The organism is Cellulomonas algicola, from assembly GCF_003851725.1.
GTDB lineage: Bacteria > Actinomycetota > Actinomycetes > Actinomycetales > Cellulomonadaceae > Cellulomonas > Cellulomonas algicola.
In genome coordinates this window covers 1-19684 of sequence record NZ_BHYL01000063.1, presented here as the reverse complement: position 1 = coordinate 19684, position 19684 = coordinate 1, and the positions used below count along the sequence as shown (strand labels likewise).

The following is a 19684-nucleotide window of genomic DNA, read 5'->3' as shown; positions in this document are numbered from 1 at the left end:
ATAGCGAAGGGGAAACGCCCGGTCCCATTCCGAACCCGGAAGCTAAGCCCTTCAGCGCCGATGGTACTGCACTCGCCAGGGTGTGGGAGAGTAGGACGCCGCCGGACACCATTCAGAAGGAGCCACCCCAGCAATGGGGTGGCTCTTTCTGTTTCTGGAGACTTCTGTTCCCGGAGATATCGGCGGTTGTCCTGGTGCGGGGCCGGAACCGGGTGCGACGCCGGGACGGCGCTCAGTGTTTCGGCGCGCTCCTGTGCTTCGCCATCCGGCTCCTGGCGCCTTTCTCCCATGGTGGTCGTCGGCGCCGGCGGGCGGGTCGGGCGGGGCTGGCGGGTCGGGCTGGGCGTGACGCGGCGGCGTGTCGGGCTTGATATGTCGTGCCCCGTCGACGGCCGGTCGGGCAGGGTGGGCGCATGGTGAGGGACGACGACTGCGTGTTCTGCCTGATCGTGGCCGGTGAGCTCGAGTCCAGCCCGGTGTACGAGGACGACGACGTCCTCGCGTTCATGGACCTGCAGCCGGTGACCACCGGGCACGTCCTGGTCGTCCCGAAGGAGCACCGGCCCTACCTGGCCGACGTCGACGAGGGCCTCGGGGCTGCTGTGTTCCGAGCGGGCCAGCGGGTGGCGGCGGCGCTGCGTGCGTCTGACCTGCCGTGCGACGGCGTGAACCTGTTCCTCGCGGACGGGGAGGCTGCGTTCCAGGAGGTCTTCCACCTCCACCTGCATGTCTTCCCGCGGACGCCGGGGGACGGGTTCCGGATCTCGGCCGACTGGCGCGTGCGGCCGCGTCTCGAGCTCGACGAGGCCGCTGCGCGCGTGCGCGCCGGACTGCGGACGTCGACCGCGTGAAGACGCCTCGGGTCCGAGGTGGATGGGCAGCGTCGTCGCGTGTACGGCGTGCTCCCCGCGCTGGGGTGCAGTGCAGTGCGGCGCGGAGTCAGGCGGGGGTGGTGTCCTCGGCGACGAAGATGACCGCGCCGAACGGCGGGATGCGCACGGAGGCTGAGTAGGGGCGGCCGTAGTGCGGGACGGGTTCGGCGTCCACGGCGCCGAGGTTGCCGACGCCCGAGCCGCCGTAGCTCTCCGAGTCGGAGTTGAAGGCCTCACGCCAGCGGCCGCCGGACGGCAGGGCCAGGCGGTAGTCCTCGTGGGGGACCCCGGCGAAGTTGATCACGACCGCGGCGGGCGGGCCGTCGACGGCCTTGCGGAGGTACGCGAGCGTGTTGCGGTCGGCGTCGTTCGAGTCGATCCACTCGAAGCCCTCGGGGGAGTGGTCCAGCTCCCAGAGAGCCGGGTTGTCGCGGTAGACGCGGTTGAGGTCGCGGATGCTGTCGCGGACTCCGGCGTGCAGGGAGTCGTCGAGGGCGTGCCAGTCGAGGGAGCGCGACTCGGCCCACTCGGTCTGCTGCGCGAACTCGCTGCCCATGAAGAGCAGCTGCTTGCCCGGGTGGGTCCACTGGTAGGCGAGGAGTCCGCGGACACCGGCGAGCTTCTGCCAGTGGTCGCCGGGCATGCGCTCGTAGAGGGAGCCCTTGCCGTGGACGACCTCGTCGTGCGAGATGGGCAGCACGAAGCGCTCGGAGTAGGCGTACACCATCGAGAACGTGACCTCGTGGTGGTGGTACCGCTTGTGGATGGGCTGCTCCGAGGCGTAGCGGAGCGTGTCGTTCATCCAGCCCATGTTCCACTTCAGGCCGTACCCGAGGCCGTTGCCGTCAGTGGGGGCGGTCACGCCGGGCCAGGCGGTGGACTCCTCGGCGATCATGAGGATGCCGGGCGCGCGCTTGTAGGCGGTCGCGTTGGCCTCCTGCATGAACGAGATCGCGTCGAGGTTCTCGCGGCCGCCGTACTTGTTCGGGCGCCACTGGCCCGGGCGGCGTGAGTAGTCGAGGTAGAGCATCGAGGCGACGGCGTCGACGCGCAGGCCGTCGACGTGGAACTCCTCGAGCCAGTAGACGGCGTTCGCGACGAGGAAGTTGCGGACCTCGGACCGGCCGAAGTTGAAGACGTAGGTGCCCCAGTCGGGGTGCTCGCCGAGCAGCGGGTCGGGGTGCTCGTAGAGCGGCGTGCCGTCGAACTGCGCGAGGGCCCACTCGTCCTTCGGGAAGTGCGCGGGGACCCAGTCGATGATGACGCCGATGCCGGCGCGGTGGAGGGTGTCGACGAGGAACTTGAAGTCGTCGGGGTGGCCGAACCGGGACGTCGGCGCGAAGTACGACGAGACCTGGTAGCCCCACGAGCCGCCGAACGGGTGCTCGGAGACGGGCAGGAACTCGACGTGCGTGAAGCCGAGGTCGAGGACGTACTCGGTGAGCTGGTGCGCGAGCTCGCGGTAGGACAGGCCCTGGCGCCACGAGCCGAGGTGCACCTCGTAGATGCTGAGCGGGCCGGTGTGCGGGTCGCGCTGGGTGCGGGCGGTCATCCACTCGTCGTCGGACCACGCGTGGCTCGTCTCGACGACGACCGACGCCGTGGCGGGCGGGACCTCGGTGCCGCGGGCCATGGGGTCGGCCTTCTGCCGCCAGGAGCCGTCGCGGCCGAGGATCTCGAACTTGTAGCGCGAGCCGGCGCCGACGCCCGGCGCGAAGATCTCCCAGACGCCGCTGTCGCCGAGCGAGCGCATCGCGTGCGTCGCGCCCTGCCAGTAGTTGAAGTCACCGACGACGCGCACGGCCTGCGCGTTGGGCGCCCACACGGCGAACGACGTGCCCTGGACCTCGCCCAGGACGCCGGGGTAGGTGCGGACGCGGGCGCCGAGGACGGTCCACAGCTGCTCGTGGCGGCCCTCGCGGATGAGGTGGCGGTCGAGCTCCTGGACCGTGGGCAGGAAGCGGTACGGGTCGTCGGCCAGGTGCACGTCGTCGCCGTACGTCACCTCGATGCGGTAGTCGGGCACGTCGGTGCCGGGGAGGACCGCGACCCAGATGCCGTCCTGCTCGTGCTGCGCGGGCACGCGGGTGTCCGCCGTGATGACGACGACCTTGTCGGCGAGCGGGCGCAGCGAGCGGATCGTGACGCCGCCGTCGCCGACGTGCGGGCCCAGCACCCCGTGCGGGTCGTAGTAGCTGCCGTGCGCCACCGCGCTCAGCGTGCCGGAGTCGACAGGGACCGGGGCGGGCGCCGTGCTCATCCTCCTACCCAACCACCCGTGACGCGTCTGCGCAGGTGGACGCCTTGCGGCGCAGGTCACGAAGGGGTGTCAGGGCGTCCGGGCGGGCGGTGCGGTGGTGCCGCGCGTCACGAGCCGGGGCTGCGGCGCGGTGTACGAGGTGACGGGACCGTCCGCGAGGAGGTTCAGCACGCAGTCGGCGACCTGGACGCCCATGGCGTGCACGTCGAGGCTCATCGCGGACAGGGCGGGGCTCGCGAGGCGGCAGAGTGCCGAGTCGTCCCAGGCGAGCAGCGAGAGGCGCTCGGGGACGGGCACGCCCATCTCGGCGGCGACGCGCAGGCCGGCGATGGCCATGACGTCGTTGTCGAAGATGATCGCGGACGGCGGCGAGCCGCGGCCGAGCAGCGCACGCGTCGCGCGGGTCGCGGACTCCTCGCCGTAGTCGCCCTCGACGACGCTGCCCTGGGCGCCCAGGCGTGCGCACTCGGCGACGAACGCCTCGGTCCGGGCCTGGGTGTGCGCGAGCGTGCGGGGGCCCGACACGCGCGCGAGGCGCAGGTGGCCGAGGCCGACGAGGTGGCCGACGGCGTCGCGCATCGCCTGGCCGTTGTCGATCCACACGTTGGCGAACGGCAGGTCGGGCGTCGGTCCGCCGACGACGACCGTCGGGATGCCGAGCTCGCCCAGCACTGCGAGCCGGTGGTCCTCGAGCGCGAGGTTGACGACGACGACCGCGTCGACCAGCCTGCCCTCGCCCCAGCGCCGGTAGGCGGCGATCTCTGCGTCGTGGTCGGGGACGACGTGCAGCAGCAACGAGCGCCCCTCGACCGCGAGCGACTCCTCGATCCCGGCGATGAGCTCCATGAAGAAGGGCTCGAGGCCGAGCATCCGGGCAGGCCGGGCGAGGACCAGTCCGACCGCATCCATGCCGTGCGTCACGCCCGCCAGCGTACTGGCGGGCGTGCGCAGGTCAGCGGGACGACTCGAGGTCACGCGCGGCGCCGGCCGCCGTCTGCGGGGCACGGGGGACGACGACGTCGTTGGCCGTGCGCAGGACGGGGGGACGGGTCAGTGCCTCGGGGTCGGCGCGGACGGTGGTGCGGACGTGGAAGGACGCGGTCTCGCCGCCCGGGACGTCGACGAGCGCGGTGTCGACGACCGCGTCGGGGTCGAACCGGTCGACGTGCAGCGTGACCGAGCGCGCGAGGGACCGGGCGGTGACGTCGACGCGGTAGCCGTCCTGCACGGGCGTCACGGTCGCGGTGAGGGGCGAGGGGTCGAGCGCGAGGTCGACGTCCTCGACCCAGGTGTGGACGGTCTGCACGTCGCCGAGCCGCGCGACGAGGACCTCGCCGGTGGGGTCGTCGGGGGTCGCGACCTCGGACGGCAGGCCGAACAGGCCCACCGACCAGGCACCGACGGCGAGCGCGAGCTCGACCTCGGCGAGCGTCGTGCCGTCGAGCCGGCGCCGCGAGAGGTGGACGACGCCCTGCCAGATGCCGGCCGTGTCGTTGACCACCGCGAGCATGTCCCGGTCGTCGCGCGGCTGGACCGTCAGGAGGCGCGGGGCGTAGGCGCGCCGGAGCGCGTGCCACAAGGGCTTGGGGCGCTCGTCGCCGTCGACGGCCGCCCAGGAGGTCACGGGCCAGCAGTCGTTGAGCTGCCAGACGATCGCGCCGGCCGTGCGCGGCCACCACGAGCGGTAGTGCTCGATCGCGAACGCGACCGCGCGCGCCTGGTTGAGCTGGGTCGCCCAGTGCCAGTCGGCGAAGTCGTCGGGCACGCCGAGGTGGGGCGCGAGGCCGCGGTCGAGCTTGCCGTTGCCGTCGTCGGCCTTCTGGTGCAGGAGGAACGTCGGGTCGTCCTTGGTGAGCGGACCGCCGTCGTCGGTGCGGACCGCGCGCGTCAGCGTGGTCCACGTGGGCGGGCCCTGGAAGCCGAACTCCGAGCAGAAGCGCGGGACGTCGTCGCGGTAGACCGTGTAGTCGACGCGGTTCCAGACCTCCCACTCGTGGTGGGTGCCGTGGTCGGGGTGGTTGGGGTGGACCTCGTCGAGCGCGAAGCCCGGCGAGTACGGCGAGCCGTCGGCGTAGGGGCGCGTCGGGTCGAGCTCGGCGACGACGCCCTTGAGCAGCTCGGTCGCGATGCGCAGCCCCCAGGTGCGGCCCTGCAGGTCCTCCTGCCAGCCCCAGTCCATGAAGCCCCACAGGTTCTCGTTGCCGCCGTTCCAGAGCACGAGCGACGGGTGCGGGGTGAGGCGCGCGACGTTCTCGCGGGCCTCGGCCTCGAGCTCGTCCCAGATGGGCTGCTCCTCGGGATACGCGGCGCACGCGAGCAGGAAGTCCTGCCACACGAGCAGGCCGCGCTCGTCGGCGAGCTCGTAGAAGTCGTCGGACTCGTAGATGCCCCCGCCCCACACGCGCAGCAGGTTGAGGTTCGCCTCGACGGCCTGGTCGAACCGGCGGGTCAGGCGCTCGCGGGTGATCCGGGTGAGCAGGTGGTCGTCGGGGATCCAGTTGGCGCCCTTGACGAAGATCGGGCGGCCGTTGACGCGGAACGTGAAGGGCGTGCCGTCGTCGTCGGGGGCGGTGTCGACCTCGACCGTGCGGAAGCCGATGCGGCGCGTCCACGTGTCGAGCGGCTCGTCGGCGGACGCGGTGCCGAGCGTGACGGTGAGCTCGGGCAGCGGCTGCGAGCCGTGGCCGACGGGCCACCACAGGGGTGCGTGGGGGACCTCGAGCTCGACGACCGCCTCGGTCCGGTCCCGTGGCACGACGACCGTGACGTCGGCGCCCAGCACGCGCGCGCGGACCGTGACGGGGAGGTCGCCGCCGGGCAGGCCGGAGCGCTCGAGGTCCGCGTGCACCCGGACGCGTCCGGTGCCGTCGGCGTCGACGGTCACCAGCGGGCGGACCTGCGCGAGGCGCGCGGTGCGCCAGCGCTCGACGCGCACGGGCTTCCACAGCCCGGCCGTCTGCAGGTCCGGTCCCCAGTCCCAGCCGAACGAGCAGGCCATCTTGCGGACCATGTTGAACGGCTGCGGGTACGCGAGCGGGCGGGCCCCGAGGCGCTCGGCCTCCGACTCGGCGTGCACGATCGCGGAGTGCAGGAGCACGCGCAGGCGCTGCGTGTCGGGGCGCAGCAGGCCGCGTACGTCGAAGCGGTAGGAGCGGTGCTGGTTGGCGGTCCGGCCGAGCTCGTGGCCGTCGAGCGTCAGGGTGGCGACCGTGTCGATGCCGTCGAAGACCAGGTCGACGCGCTCGTCGTCGGCGGCGGGGTCGAGGTCGAGCTGGCGCTCGTACGCCCAGTCGGTGCGTCGCATCCAGGCGAGCACGTCCTCGTTGCGGTCGAGGTACGGGTCGGGGATCAGGCCCTCGTCGAGCAGCGCGGTGTGGCTCGTGCCCGGCACGCGCGCCCGGACGCGCACGCCGACGAGCTCGGCGGGGACGGGGCCGGCGACGGCGGTCAGCGTCCAGCCGTCGGGGAGGTCCTGGGTGATCATCGACGCGCGCTCCTGGGTCCGCGGGCCCGGCGTGCCCACCCGCGTCGTCGCGAGCGGCCCGGCGACCTCCGAGCGGAGGTCGAGGGGGCGGCCTGGTACCCGCGACCATTGTTAGACAACTGAATAAAGTAAGTCAATCACATGCCAGACTGGTCGGGTGAGCACCGAGCAGCGGGACGCCGACGTCCCGGTCACCCGCCCGACCACCGACCTCCTCCACCTGCGCGCGGACGGCGTGAGCGTCGTCGTCGACCTCGCCGACGGCACGCTCCCGCGCGTGCTGCACTGGGGCGCGGACCTCGGCGACCTCGACGCGTCCGTGCTCGCCGACCTGCGGTTCGCGTCGCGCCCCCTGCCCATCGGCTTCCCGGTCGACGGCGAGGTGGCTGCCGCGGTCCTGCCCGAGCAGTCGGCCGGGCACCTCGGCACACCCGGGCTCACGGGGTCGCGCGACGGGCGGGACTTCTCGACGGCGTTCACCGTCACCGGGCACCGCGTGGACCGCACGGGCGACGGGACGCAGCGCCTCGTCGTGCAGGCAGCGGACGACGCGGCCGGGCTCGCGCTCGAGCTCGTCCTCGAGCTCACCGCGCACGGGCTCGTGCGGCAGCGCGGCACGCTGACCAACACCGCCGACGACGCGTACGCGGTCGACGGGCTGCTGCTCACGCTGCCCGTGCCCGCCGCCGCGACCGAGCTGCTCGACTTCACCGGACGTTGGGCGCGTGAGCGCAGCCCCCAGCGAACCGCGTTCACGCACGGCACGCGTCTGCGCGACAACCGCCGCGGACGGACCGGGTACGACACCGCGCTCGTGCTCGTCGCCGGGACGCCGTCGTTCGGGCACCGCAGCGGGCAGGTCTGGGGCGTGCACACCGCGTGGTCCGGCAACCACCGCACGCTCGCCGAGCGCAGCCACTACCACCCGGGCCTGCTCGGCGGAGGGGAGCTGCTGAGCCCGGGGGAGGTGCGGCTCGCCCCCGGGGAGTCGTACACGAGCCCGTGGGTCTACGGGTCCTGGGGCGTCGGGCTCGACGCGCTCGCGGGCCGGTTCCACCGCTGGCTGCGGGCGCGCCCGCAGCACCCGCGCTCGCCCCGGCCCGTCACGCTCAACACGTGGGAGGCCGTCTACTTCCAGCACGACCTCGGCCGGCTCACCGAGCTCGCCGACGCGGCCGCCGCGATCGGCGCGGAGCGGTACGTCCTCGACGACGGGTGGTTCGGGTCGCGGCGCGACGACACGCGCGGGCTGGGGGACTGGTACGTCTCCGCCGACGTCTGGCCGGACGGGCTGCACCCGCTCGTCGACCACGTGACCGGGCTGGGCCTGCAGTTCGGGCTGTGGGTCGAGCCGGAGATGGTCAACCCCGACTCGGACCTGGCCCGGGCGCACCCGGACTGGATCCTGCGCGTCCCGTCGCGCCTCCCGCGCCCGGCCCGGCACCAGCAGGTGCTCGACCTGGCGCACCCCGAGGCGTACGCCCACATCCTCGAACGGCTCGACGCGCTGCTCACCGAGTACGCGATCGGATACCTCAAGTGGGACCACAACCGCGACCTCGTCGACGCGGGCCACGCCGGCGTCGCGGGCGTGCACGGGCAGACACTCGCCGTCTACCGCCTGCTCGACGAGCTGCGCGCGCGGCACCCCGGCGTGGAGATCGAGTCCTGCTCGTCGGGCGGCGGGCGCGTCGACCTGGAGATCCTGGAGCGCACCGACCGGATCTGGGGGAGCGACTGCATCGACGCGCTCGAGCGGCAGCAGATCCAGCGCTGGACGAACCTGCTGGTCCCGCTCGAGCTGATCGGCGCGCACGTCGGGTCCGGCACCGCGCACAGCACCGGGCGGCGGCACGCCCTGTCGTTCCGCGCGGGCACGGCGCTGTTCGGGCACCTCGGGATCGAGTGGGACCTGCGCGAGGCCGACGACGCACAGCGGGCCGAGCTCGCGGCGTGGGTCGCCGCCTACAAGGACCTGCGTGGGCTGCTGCACACCGGCACGAGCGTGCACGCGGACGTCGCCGACCCGTCGCACCACGTGCACGGCGTCGTGGCGCCCGACGGCTCCGACGCGCTGTTCGCCGTCGTCGCGACCGCGACCTCCGACGCGCTGCCCACGGGGCGGCTCACGTTCCCCGGGCTGGACCCCGACGCGACGTACCACGTGCGGCCGCAGCCGCCCGGGGACGTCGTCGAGGGCCTCGGGAGCCACTGGCTGTCGCTGCCGTGGTGGACACCCGACGGCGTGCGGCTCACGGGTCGCGTGCTGGCGGAGGTCGGGCTGCAGGCGCCCGTGCTGTTCCCGGAGCACCTCGTGCTCGTGCGCGCGACACGGGCCTGAGGCGCGCGGGGACGGGCGATCGCGCCGGGTCAGGGCACCGTCGAGCAGTCGCGCAGGTACTCCGGGCGCTGGTGTGGGTAGACCTCGGTGACGTACCGCTCGACGAGCGCGTTCGCCTGCGAAGGCGTGGCGCCCATCCGCTGCGCCACCACGGCGTCGAGCCGGACCGCGCGGCACTCCGCGATCCCCTCGTCGAACTCGCCCGCCACGTGCTGCGCCTCGTGCGACACGACGTGGACCGCGACCACCTGCGCGAGCGACGGCGCGTGCTTGAAGCTCCACAGCCACCCGCCGAGCTGGGCGCACGTCTCCGCCCGGAGCAACGACGTGTGCGGGTCGTCGTAGCGGACCATGCCGAGCGTGCGGAGAGGTCCAGCCAGTCGGCACCGACGCGGCGGCACACGACCTGGGCGTCCGCGACGCCGGACGCGGCACGGGTGGCGTCCGTCGCGACGGCCTGCGCGTGGTGGTGGCGGACCTCGTGGAAGCCCGCGACGCAGGTGATCGCGATCCACAGCACCAGCGCGGTCACGCCGAGCGCGGGGAACGACGCGCGCCCGCGGGCGAGACGGACGACGGCGCGCACCGTCATGGCCACCGCGCCGACGGTCACGACGGTGAGGGTGCCGACGTCCATGCAGGTGGTGTCGGCACGTGCGGCACCGGACTGGAGCGCCGCGGGACCCGACCGTCGAGCCGGCCGGGTCCCGCGTCGTCGTCGGGGCGCTACTTCGTGGCGCCCGAGGTGAAGCCGTTGTAGATCCAGCGCTGCAGGAACAGGAACAGCACGAGGATCGGGATGATCGTGATGACGACGCCCGCGGAGATGACCTCCCACTGCGCGCCGAACGGCCCCTTGAAGTCGAACAGGGTCGTCGAGATCGGGCGCAGCGACTTGGTCGGCAGGTAGAGGAACGGCAGGAAGAACTCGTTGTAGATGCCGATGCCCTTGATGATGACGACGGTCGCGATCGCCGGCTTGAGGTTGGGCAGGATGATCTGGAAGAAGATCCGCAGATGCCCGGCGCCCTCGATCATCGCGGCCTCGTCGAGCGAGCGGGGGATGGCGCGGACGAACTGCAGGAAGATGTAGATCGAGATGATGTCCGTGCCCATGAAGAGCAGGATCAGCGCGAACTGCGAGTCGTAGAGGCCCAGGCCGTTGATGATCTGGAACGTCGCGACCTGCGTCGTGACACCCGGGACGAGCGTCGCGAGCAGGAACAGCTTCAGCACCGACGACCGGCCCGTGAACCGGAAACGGTCGAGCGCGTAGGCCGTCGCAGCGCCGATGAGGATCGTGCCGACGATCGCCACCGCGAAGATGAAGACGGTGTTCCCGAACGCGCCGAGCATGTTGCCACGCGTGAACGCGGTGACGTAGTTGTCGACGTTGAACCAGTCGGCCGGCGGGGTCATCGGACCCGTCGACAGGAACTCCTGGTCGGTCTTGAACGACCCGAACACGATGAGCCCCAGCGGCAGGAGCATCGCGATCGACGCCACGACGAGCGAGACGTACTTGGCGGTGCCGGTCACGGCGCGGATCACGTGAGATCCACCTCCTCGTCGGGGACGACCTTGCGCTGGATCCACGTGATGACCAGCACGATCAGCAGGAGCACCACGGCCATGGCCGACGCCAGGCCGACCATGCTGCGCTCGAAGCCGGTCCAGATCGTGCGGATGACGAACGTCTCCGTGCCGTTCGCACCGCCCGTCATGACGTAGGGGATCTCGAAGACGGACAGCGCGCCCGAGATCGCGAGGATGAACGACAGCCCGACGATGGGCCGGATCGACGGCAGGATGATGTGCCAGAACTGCTGCCAGCGGCTCGCGCCGTCGATCTCCGCGGCCTCGTAGATCTCCGAGTTGATCGACTGGATCGCGCCGAGGAACATCACGAAGTTCAGACCCATGTACCGCCAGACGGACACCGCCGCGAGCGAGTAGTTGGCGACGTCGGGGTCGCCCGTCCACTGCTGGATCAGGCTCTCCAGGCCGGCGGCCATGAGCACGGTGTCGAGGCCGCCGCCGGGCTTGAGGAAGTTGAGGAAGATCAGGCCGATCGCGACGCCGTTGATGAGGTACGGGAAGAACAGGATGCCCTTCCAGAGGTTCTTGAACCGCACCTTGAACGACAGGATCGTCGCGAAGTAGAGGGCGAGCGCCATCTGCACGAACGACCCGACGAAGTAGTACAGCGAGACGATGAACACCCGTACGTTCGCGGGCTCGGTGAACACGTCGACGAAGTTCTCGAGGCCGACGAAGTTCTTCGTCTTGTCGAGGCCGTCCCAGTCCGTCACCGAGTACCAGAACATGTTGAGGACGGGGACGTACGTGAGGAGAAGCAGGAGCCCGACGGGGACCAGCAGGAAGTAGTACGGCGTGAGCCGGCGGTACCACGCGGTGCCGCGGCCCGCACCGCCCCGGGGCTTCCGGGGGGTGCGGACCGCGTCGGACTGCTGCGCGGCCGCCGTCACCGGGCCGGTCAGGCCCGAGGGAGCGGTCGTCATGGCAGGACCTCTCAGGCGACCGACGCCCGACCCTCGGCCCACTTGGCGTTGAGGTCGTCGAAGATCTGCTCGATGGTGCGAGCGCCCGAGCGGGCGTCGTCGATGGTCTGCTGACGGAACTTGGGGTCCGTGGTGACGATGCCGGACGCCTTGTCGATGTCGCCGAACAGCGCCTCCTTGCCCTCGGGGGCGGGGTTCAGCGTGATGAGCTCGACCTCGGAGACGAAGCCCTCGAGGGCTGCCGGGACGGGGCCGTCGATGATCGGCGAGAGACCCGCCTGCGACTCCGAGAAGCCCGACTCGTGGTTGAACCAGTCGATCCACGCGCGCGCGGTCGCCTTGTTCTTCGAGTGCACGTTGATGCCGAGGTTGTAGTCACCGCCGGCGACCGAGTGGAACTTGCCGTCGACCTTGACGGGCGTCGGGGCGTAGGCGATGTCCGCCGGGTCCTCGCCCGCCGCCTCGGCGGCCGCCTGCATCTGCGGGATCGCCCACGAGCCGAGCACCATCGTCGCGACCTGGCCGGTGCCGAGCAGACGCTTCGACTCCTCCCAGTTCGTCGTGGTCGGGTCGGCCTCGGTCAGGCCGTCCGCGACCGCCTGGTAGATGAGGCCGTCGACGACGCCGTAGTCGCTCTCCGGGGTCCACGGGGTGTCGGACTCGACGATCTTGTTCTTCCAGTCGGGGTCCGCCGTGACGGCGCCCAGCCAGCCGTCCCACTGCGACAGCGGCCAGCCGTCCTTGTAGTTGGTGTACAGCGGCGCGATCTCGACGCCGTTGTCCTTGATCTTCTGCAGCGCGTCGAGGAAGGCCTCAGGCGTGTCGGGGAACTCCGTGACGCCGGCCTCCTCCCACACGCGCTTGTTGTAGACGTAGCCCTGGACGTTGCCGACGACCGGGATGCCGTACGACTTGCCCTCGAAGGACTTGTCGTTGATCCACTGGTACTCCTTCGCCATCTCCTCCTGGTCGCCCAGGGGCTCGAAGAAGTCGGCGTACTGGTCGGGGGTCACCGAGCCGGGGATGGCGAGCACGTCACCGTAGTTGTCGGTGCTCATGCGCGTCTTCACCTCGCCCTCGTAGTCGGTGATGCCCTCGACCTTGACGTCGGTGACCTCGGGGTACGCGGCCTTGAACTTCTCGACGTAGTCGTCGAAGGTGCCGTCCTCGACGAGGTCCGTGCGCCAGGTCAGGACCGTGATCGCGCCCGAGGGGGTGCCGTCGTCGTTGGCCTCCTCGTCGCCGCCCCCGCCGCCCGAGCACGCAGCCGTGAGGGCGAGGACCGTGGTGGCGGCCGCGACCGCCAGGACGCGGGTGCGTCGCTTCTGAGGGAACATCCTTGATCCTCTCGTCGGGCCGGCACCTCCGCGTGCCGGCCGGTGTGGAGGGGCTTCGTCACCGTCGGGGTCATTCGCGAACCCTGCTCCGCGTGGCATTCTTAGGCAAGTGAACAAAGTTAGTCAACGTGCGTGTCGCCGCAGGGGCTCCTCGTGCCCGGATCGTTATGGTGAGCGCGCAGGGGAGACGCGAGAGAGGGCGGTGCCGTGAGCAGCCTCCAGTCAGGCCTGGGCGCCGCGCACGCGAGCAGTCGCGCCGCGATCCTGGACCTCATCCGCGCGGCCGGGACCATCAGCCGCGTCGAGCTCACGCGCGCCACCGGGTTCACCGCCGCCACGATCTCGACCGTCGTGCGCCGGCTCATCGACGACGGGCTCGTCGTCGAGGTCGGGCGCGCCGAGTCCACGGGCGGCAAGCCGCGCATGCTGCTCGAGCTCGACCCGTACGCGCGCTTCGCCGTCGGCGTGCACCTCGACCACGCGGGCATCACCTACGTCATCGCCAACCTCGGCGGTGCGATCGTCGCGCGGTGGCGGCGGCCCGGAGCCGGGTCCGACGACCCGCGCGAGGTCGTCGCCCGCATCGCCGCCGAGATCCGCGCGACCGTCGCGCGCGTCGGCGTCGACCCCGAGCGCGTGCTCGGCCTTGGCGTCGTCTCGCCCGGGCCCATCACCGCGTCGACCGGCATGACCCTCACGCCGCCCGTCATGCAGGCCTGGACCGAGTTCCCGCTCGCGGCCGCGCTCGAGGACGCCGTCGGGCTGCCCGTGCTGCTCGACAACGACGCGACCGCCGCCGCGATCGGGGAGTACTGGTCCGGCGGCATCGCCGGGTCCGCCTTCGCCGCGCTCTACATGGGCACGGGCATCGGTGCCGGGATCATCGTCGACGGCACGGTCTTCCGCGGGGCCAGCTCCAACGCGGGGGAGGTCGGGCACATCTGCGTCGACCTCGACGGACCCGAGTGCTGGTGCGGGAGCCGCGGCTGCGTCGAGGCCCTCGCGGGCCCGGCCGCCGTCGTCGCCGCCGCGCGCGCCGCAGGCATCGAGCTCGCCGGGCGCACCGTCGCCGAGGACTTCGCGACGCTCGCCCGCGCCGCCAGCCGCGGGGAGGAGGAGCCGCTGCGGGTCATCGAGCGGTCCGCGCGCTACCTCGGCGTCGCCGCGCAGACCCTCGCGAACGTGCTCGACCTCGAGCTCGTCGTCCTCACCGGCCCCGCGTTCGCCATGGCCGGGTCGCTCTACGTGCCCGAGGTCGAGACCCGGCTCGCGCAGTCGTTCTTCGCGCGCGGGAACCACACCGTGCGCGTCGCCATCTCGTCGAACGCCCCCGAGGCCGCCGCCGTCGGGGCCGCCGCGCTCGTGCTGCAGAGCGAGCTCACGCCGCGGCAGGCGGGGATGCGGATGACCGTCGACCGGTCGCTCGAGGTGCCCACGGGCGCCTGACGGCATGCGCCGGACCGCCCGGACGAGCGGTGCGCCTCGCTCAGCCGGCCAGGCGCTCCAGGCCCGCGAGCGGGATCGGCAGCCACGTCGGACGGTTGCGCGACTCGTAGACGGCCTCGTAGAGCGTCTTGTCGAGCTCGAGCGCGCGCAGGAGCACCGCGCGACCGTCCGCGTCGCCGTCGACCGGCTGCGCGACCGCCGCACCCGCGTACCCGTCGAGCAGCGCCGCACGCGCGGCGTCCGTCCACGACTGCGCCGCGTCACCGGTCAGCCCGGCGACCGCGGCCGCGTAGTCGAGCGACCGCAGCATGCCCGCGACGTCGCGCAGCGCGAGGTCCGGCCGCGTGCGTGCGGCGAGCGGGGCCAGCGGCTCACCCTCGAAGTCGGTGACGAACCAGCGGGACCCCGACCTCAGGACCTGGCCCAGGTGGAGGTCGCCGTGCACGCGCTGCCGTGGCGGGGCGACGTCCAGCGCACGGACCTGCGCGACCACGGCCTCGACCCCCGGCGCGAAGCGCGTGAGCTGCGGGACCGCGGACACGGCCCACGCGAAGCGGTTGGCGACCGCGGCCGCGACCTGCTCCGGGCCGTCCTGCGGGGCGGTCGCGGCGTCCGTGCCGAACGCGCGGACCAGGTCCGCGTGCACGCCCGCCACGACCGCCCCGAGCTCGCGCGCCAGGTCGCCGAACGGCTCGCCGCGCCGCGCGACGTCGCACGCGAGCTCGAACCCGTCCTGCGCCTGCGGCACGAACGCGCTCATCGCACCGAGGTAGCCCTCGACCGGCTCGCCCGACGCGCCCGGCCAGCGCGCCTGGAGCCACGCGAGCGGTGCCGGCACGTCGGCCGAGCCGACGTCGACCAGGTGGCGCGGCACGTCCACGTCGGGGTTCTCGCCCGCGGCCACCGCGCGCAGGACCTTGAGGATCGCCGCCGGCGCAGGGGCGTCGGGAGCCGCGCGCAGGATGACGGAGGTGTTCGACTGCTCGCCCGAGACCGCGCGGGCGGTCGACGGGTCGACCGGGGCCCCCGGGCCGTCGGCGGCGGCCAGCCACGCGGCGACGAACGCGGGGTGGGCGGCTCCGTCGACGACCGCGCGGCCGCCGACGTGGCCGACGACGTCCGTCGGTGAGGTCGTCGCCCCCGCGTGTCCGCCGTCGTGCTCGCCGGTCGCGGGCGCGAGGACGAGCGGGACCTGGAGGACCGCGTCGATCGACCCCGCCTTGGCACGGACGAGGAGGACGCGCACGTCGTCCGCGAGCGCCAGACCGCCGACCAGCGCGAGCTCCGCCTGCGTGCCCTTCGCGGGGAACCACCGACGCCCGGGCAGCCAGTCGCGGACCGCGTCGAGCAGCGCGACGTCGAGGTCGTCGGGCGGGGTGACGATGAGCGTCATCGTGCCCCCGCACGGCCGTGCCGGCCGCCCGCTCCCACGCCCGCGTCGCCGGGAGCGCCGGGGACGTCGGACGGCGGGTCGAGCTCGAGCCAGTAGAAGTCGCGCGAGCCGAGCGTGAACAGCGCGGTGCCGTCGTCGCGCACGGCCGGGAAGGCCGCGCCGCCGAACACGTCGCGCATGGTCCAGCCCACGCGGTCGGGCATGGTCACCGTCGCGGACCGGGCGGTCGACGCCATGTTCGCGACGACGAGGATCGTCTGGTCCTCGGTCTCGCGCAGGAACGTCAGGACCGACTCGTTGTCCGACGGCACGACCGTGAAGTCGCCCTTGCCGAGCGCCGGGTAGCGGCGGCGGACCGCGAGCATGCCGCGCACCCAGTGCAGCAGCGACGTCGGCTGCGCGAGCTGCGCCTCGACGTTCGTGTGGCTGTAGTGGTGCACGAGCGACTGCACCAGCGGCAGGTAGAGCTTGCCGGGGTCGGCCGTCGAGAAGCCCGCGTTGCGGTCGGGCGTCCACTGCATCGGTGTGCGCACCGCGTCGCGGTCCGGCAGCCAGATGTTGTCGCCCATGCCGATCTCGTCGCCGTAGTACAGGCACGGGCTGCCGGGCAGCGACAGCAGGAGCGCGTGCGCGAGCTCGATCTCCTTGCGGGAGTTGTCCAGCAGGGGAGCGAGCCGGCGGCGGATGCCGACGTTGGCGCGCATGCGCGAGTCGGGCGCGTACCAGCCGTACATCGACGCGCGCTCCTCGGTCGACACCATCTCGAGCGTGAGCTCGTCGTGGTTGCGCAGGAACGTCGACCACTGCGCGCCCTTCGGGATGGGCGGGGTGTCCGCGAGGATGTCGACGATCGGCGTCGCCCGCTGGTCGCGCAGCGAGTAGTAGATGCGCGGCATCACGGGGAAGTGGAAGCACATGTGGCACTCCGGCTCGTCCTCGGTGCCGAAGTAGTGCACGACGTCCTCGGGCCACTGGTTCGCCTCGGCCAGCATGATCCGGCCGGGGAACTCCTCGTCGATCATGCGCCGCACGTCGCGCAGGAACGCGTGCGTCTCGGGGAGGTTCTCGCAGTTCGTGCCCTCGGCCTCGAACAGGTACGGCACCGCGTCCAGGCGGAACCCGTCGACGCCGATCCGCAGCCAGAACCGGGCGACGTCCATCATCGCCTCGACGACGCGCGGGTTCTCGAAGTTGAGGTCCGGCTGGTGGCTGAAGAACCGGTGCCAGAAGTACTGCCGGCGCACCGGGTCGAAGGTCCAGTTCGACGTCTCGGTGTCGACGAAGATGATGCGCGCGTCCTGGTAGCGCGTGTTGTCGTCGCTCCACACGTAGAAGTCGCCGTACGGGCCCTCGGGGTCCGAGCGCGACGCCTGGAACCACGGGTGCTGGTCGCTCGTGTGGTTCATCACCAGGTCGATGACCAGGCGCATCCCGCGCGCGTGCGCCTCGGAGATCAGCTCCTGGAAGTCCGCGACCGTGCCGTACTGCGCGGCGATCGCCGTGTAGTCCGCCACGTCGTACCCGCCGTCACGCAGCGGCGACGGGTAGAACGGCGGCAGCCACAGGCAGTCGATACCGAGCCACTGCAGGTAGTCCAGGCGGTCGATGAGGCCGCGCAGGTCGCCGCTGCCCTGGCCCGTCGCGTCCGAGAAGCAGCGCAGCATGACCTCGTAGAAGACCGCCGTCCGGTACCAGTCCGGGTCGTCCGACAGGCCCGGGAGCGCCTCGGACGCCGCCGGGACGGTCGGCTGCCGCTTCGGCGGCAGCGCGGTGAGCATGATCTGCCCCGTGTTGGGCGCGGGCTCGCGCAGGCGCACGTCGGGGACCGGCGGCAGCGTCGTCACGCCTCCTCCAGGTGGATCACGTGCGCGGGCCGCACGGCGGGGTCGAGGCGCACCCAGGGTGCGGCGCCCCACTCCCACGTCTCGCCGGTCAGGAGGTCGCGCGCGCGCAGCGGGCGGTCCACCGGCAGGCCGAGGGCCGCGAGGTCCAGCTGCACGACGCCCTCGCGCGCGTTCCACGTGTCGAGGTTGACGATCGTCACGACGGTGTCCGCGCGGCCCGTCGGGGAGTGCGCGGCGTCGAGGTGGCGCGAGTACGCGACGAGCGCGTCGTCCGTCGACGGGTGCACGACGAGGTTGCGCAGCTGCTGCAGCGCCGGGTGCGCGCGGCGGACCGCGTTGAGGTTGCCGAGCAGCAGCGCGATGCCGAGCTCGTCCGCCGCGGCCCAGTCGCGCGGCTTGAGCTCGTACTTCTCGTTGTCGATCTGCTCGTCCACGCCTGGACGCGGCACGTCCTCGACGAGCTCGTAGCCTGAGTAGATCCCCCACGTCGGCGAGCCCGTCGCCGCGAGCACCGCGCGCACCGCGAAGCCGCGGCCGCCCGTCGCCTGCAGGTACGGCGGGAGGATGTCGTGCGTCGTCGGCCAGAAGCTCGGCCGCATCCACGCGCCCTGCTCGCCCGAGACCTCCGCGAGGTACGTCTCGAGCTCCTCCTTGGTGTTCCGCCACGTGAAGTACGTGTACGACTGGTGGAACCCGATCTTCGCGAGCGTCTGCATCATCGCCGGACGCGTGAACGCCTCCGACAGGAAGATCACCTCGGGGTGGTCCTTGCGCACGTCGGCGAGGAGCCACGCCCAGAAGTCGAGCGGCTTGGTGTGCGGGTTGTCGACGCGGAACAGCGTCACGCCGTGGTCGATCCACACCTGCAGCACCCGGCGGACCTCGCGGTAGATGCCCGCGGGGTCGTTGTCGAAGTTCAGCGGGTAGATGTCCTGGTACTTCTTCGGCGGGTTCTCCGCGTACGCGATCGACCCGTCGGCGCGCGTCGTGAACCACTCCGGGTGGTCCGTGACCCACGGGTGGTCCGGCGAGCACTGCAGCGCGACGTCGAGCGCGACCTCCAGGCCCAGCTCGCGCGCGCTCGCGACGAACGCGTCGAAGTCGTCGAAGGTGCCGAGGCTCGGCTCGATCGCGTCGTGGCCGCCGTCCGGCGAGCCGATCGCGTACGGCGAGCCCGGGTCGCCCGGCTGCGCGTCGAGCGAGTTGTTGCGGCCCTTGCGGTACGTCGTGCCGATGGGGTGGATCGGGGTCAGGTACACGACGTCGAAGCCCATGCCCGCGATGCGCGGCAGGTCCTGCGCCGCCGTCCGCAGCGTGCCCGAGCGCCACTCGCCCGTCTCCGGGTCCTGCGTCGCGCCGTGCGAGCGCGGGAAGATCTCGTACCACGCCCCCGCGAGCGCGAGCGGGCGCTCGACGCGCAGCGGGTAGGCGCGCGACGACGTGACGAGCTCACGGAACGGGTGCGCCGCGAGCGTGCCGCGCACGGCGTGCGACAGGCCCGCCGCGAGCCGGTCGGCCGGCGTCCGGGTCGTGTCGTGCAGCCCCGCGACCGCGTCGCGCAGCACCCGCGCCGCCTCCTCGGGCAGCTCCGTCGACGGGCGTGCCGCGGCACGCTCCAGCAGGCGCGCGCCCTCGGTCAGCATGAGCTCGACGTCGATGCCCGCCGCGACCTTGATGGTCGCGTCGTGCGCCCACGTCGCGAACGGGTCGGACCAGCCCTCGACGCGGAACGACCACTCACCCGTGCGGTCCGGGACGAGGCGCGCCTCGAAGCGGTCGAGCCCGGGCGCGATGTCGACCATCGGCGCGCGTGCGTGCTCGGCGCCGTCGGGGTCGATGAGGATCGCCGTCGCGGCGACCGCGTCGTGGCCCTCGCGGAACACTGTCGCGCGGATCGGCACGGCCTCGCCCACGGTCGCCTTCGCCGGGAAGCGGCCCTCCTCGGCGACCGGGGAGACGTCGACGACCGGGATGCGGCCGATCGGGCCCTCGGGGGCGACCCACGGCTCCGTCGTGGGCGTGCCGCCGGCGGCGGCCGCGCCGGGCGTGCCGGTGGGCGTCGCGGCGGCAGGTGTCGTCGTCGTGCTCGGTGCCGCGGGGGTCGGGGTGCCGGCGGTGGTGCCGGCGACCGGCACCGCGGGTCCGACCTGCGCGGTGGTGGCCGGGTGCGTGGGCTCGGTCGCGG

The 19684-nt window shown here is 72.5% G+C and carries 13 protein-coding genes and 1 rRNA gene; 4 read left to right on the top strand and 10 right to left on the bottom strand.

Features of this window, described 5'->3' with window-relative positions; genetic code table 11:
- Positions 1-107: ribosomal RNA gene (gene rrf, locus CTKZ_RS05090) — 5S ribosomal RNA — on the top strand; the annotation flags it as partial.
- A gap of 306 nt (positions 108-413) precedes the next feature.
- Complete coding sequence (locus CTKZ_RS05085; RefSeq protein ID WP_225916889.1) at positions 414-851, top strand: HIT family protein; 438 nt, start codon at positions 414-416, stop codon at positions 849-851.
- An 88-nt stretch (positions 852-939) separates the two neighbouring features.
- On the opposite strand, the gene glgB is transcribed toward CTKZ_RS05085, so the two are convergent.
- The 3 genes from glgB to CTKZ_RS05070 form a co-directional block, all read right to left on the bottom strand.
- Positions 940-3132 carry a 1,4-alpha-glucan branching protein GlgB gene (glgB, locus tag CTKZ_RS05080; protein ID WP_124341933.1) on the bottom strand — a complete coding sequence of 731 codons (2193 nt, stop codon included), beginning with the start codon at positions 3130-3132 and terminating at the stop codon, positions 940-942.
- A 69-nt stretch (positions 3133-3201) separates the two neighbouring features.
- A complete protein-coding gene (locus tag CTKZ_RS05075; protein ID WP_235843346.1) occupies positions 3202-4053 on the bottom strand; it encodes a LacI family DNA-binding transcriptional regulator in 852 nt (283 codons plus the stop codon).
- Positions 4054-4084: 31 nt separating this feature from the next.
- On the bottom strand, positions 4085-6616 hold the full coding sequence (locus tag CTKZ_RS05070) for a glycoside hydrolase family 2 protein (RefSeq protein WP_124341931.1): 2532 nt from the start codon (positions 6614-6616) through the stop codon (positions 4085-4087).
- A gap of 157 nt (positions 6617-6773) precedes the next feature.
- Between CTKZ_RS05070 and CTKZ_RS05065 the strand changes: the two genes are divergently transcribed.
- Positions 6774-8957 carry an alpha-galactosidase gene (locus CTKZ_RS05065; protein WP_124341930.1) on the top strand — a complete coding sequence of 728 codons (2184 nt, stop codon included), beginning with the start codon at positions 6774-6776 and terminating at the stop codon, positions 8955-8957.
- Positions 8958-8986: 29 nt separating this feature from the next.
- Here CTKZ_RS05065 and CTKZ_RS05060 read toward each other — a convergent pair whose 3' ends face one another.
- From CTKZ_RS05060 to CTKZ_RS05045, 4 genes are all read right to left on the bottom strand, one after another.
- Positions 8987-9310, bottom strand: coding sequence for a hypothetical protein (locus tag CTKZ_RS05060; RefSeq protein WP_124341929.1), 324 nt, complete (start codon positions 9308-9310; stop codon positions 8987-8989).
- Between the two features lie 373 nt (positions 9311-9683).
- The gene (locus tag CTKZ_RS05055) at positions 9684-10508 is read right to left on the bottom strand and encodes a carbohydrate ABC transporter permease (protein ID WP_162351286.1); all 825 of its coding nucleotides are present in this window, start codon (positions 10506-10508) and stop codon (positions 9684-9686) included.
- On the bottom strand, positions 10505-11479 hold the full coding sequence (locus CTKZ_RS05050) for a carbohydrate ABC transporter permease (RefSeq protein ID WP_124341928.1): 975 nt from the start codon (positions 11477-11479) through the stop codon (positions 10505-10507). Before CTKZ_RS05050 ends, CTKZ_RS05055 begins: the two co-directional genes overlap by 4 nt.
- An 11-nt stretch (positions 11480-11490) precedes the next feature.
- Positions 11491-12816: an ABC transporter substrate-binding protein gene (locus CTKZ_RS05045; protein WP_124341927.1), complete on the bottom strand. Its 1326-nt coding sequence runs from the start codon at positions 12814-12816 to the stop codon at positions 11491-11493.
- Positions 12817-13023: 207 nt separating this feature from the next.
- Here CTKZ_RS05045 and CTKZ_RS05040 point away from each other — a divergent pair, with 207 nt between their 5' ends.
- Positions 13024-14262, top strand: coding sequence for an ROK family transcriptional regulator (locus CTKZ_RS05040; protein WP_124341926.1), 1239 nt, complete (start codon positions 13024-13026; stop codon positions 14260-14262).
- A 40-nt stretch (positions 14263-14302) separates the two neighbouring features.
- On the opposite strand, the gene CTKZ_RS22585 is transcribed toward CTKZ_RS05040, so the two are convergent.
- The 3 genes from CTKZ_RS22585 to CTKZ_RS05025 form a co-directional block, all read right to left on the bottom strand.
- A complete protein-coding gene (locus CTKZ_RS22585; protein ID WP_124341925.1) occupies positions 14303-15655 on the bottom strand; it encodes a maltokinase N-terminal cap-like domain-containing protein in 1353 nt (450 codons plus the stop codon).
- Positions 15652-17433, bottom strand: a complete 1782-nt coding sequence (gene treS / locus CTKZ_RS05030; RefSeq protein ID WP_235843347.1) for a maltose alpha-D-glucosyltransferase — start codon at positions 17431-17433, stop codon at positions 15652-15654. Before treS ends, CTKZ_RS22585 begins: the two co-directional genes overlap by 4 nt.
- 62 nt (positions 17434-17495) lie before the next feature.
- Entirely contained in the window at positions 17496-19634 is a 2139-nt protein-coding gene (locus CTKZ_RS05025; RefSeq protein WP_200829642.1) for an alpha-1,4-glucan--maltose-1-phosphate maltosyltransferase, read from the bottom strand.
- Between the last annotated feature and the right edge of the window lie 50 nt (positions 19635-19684).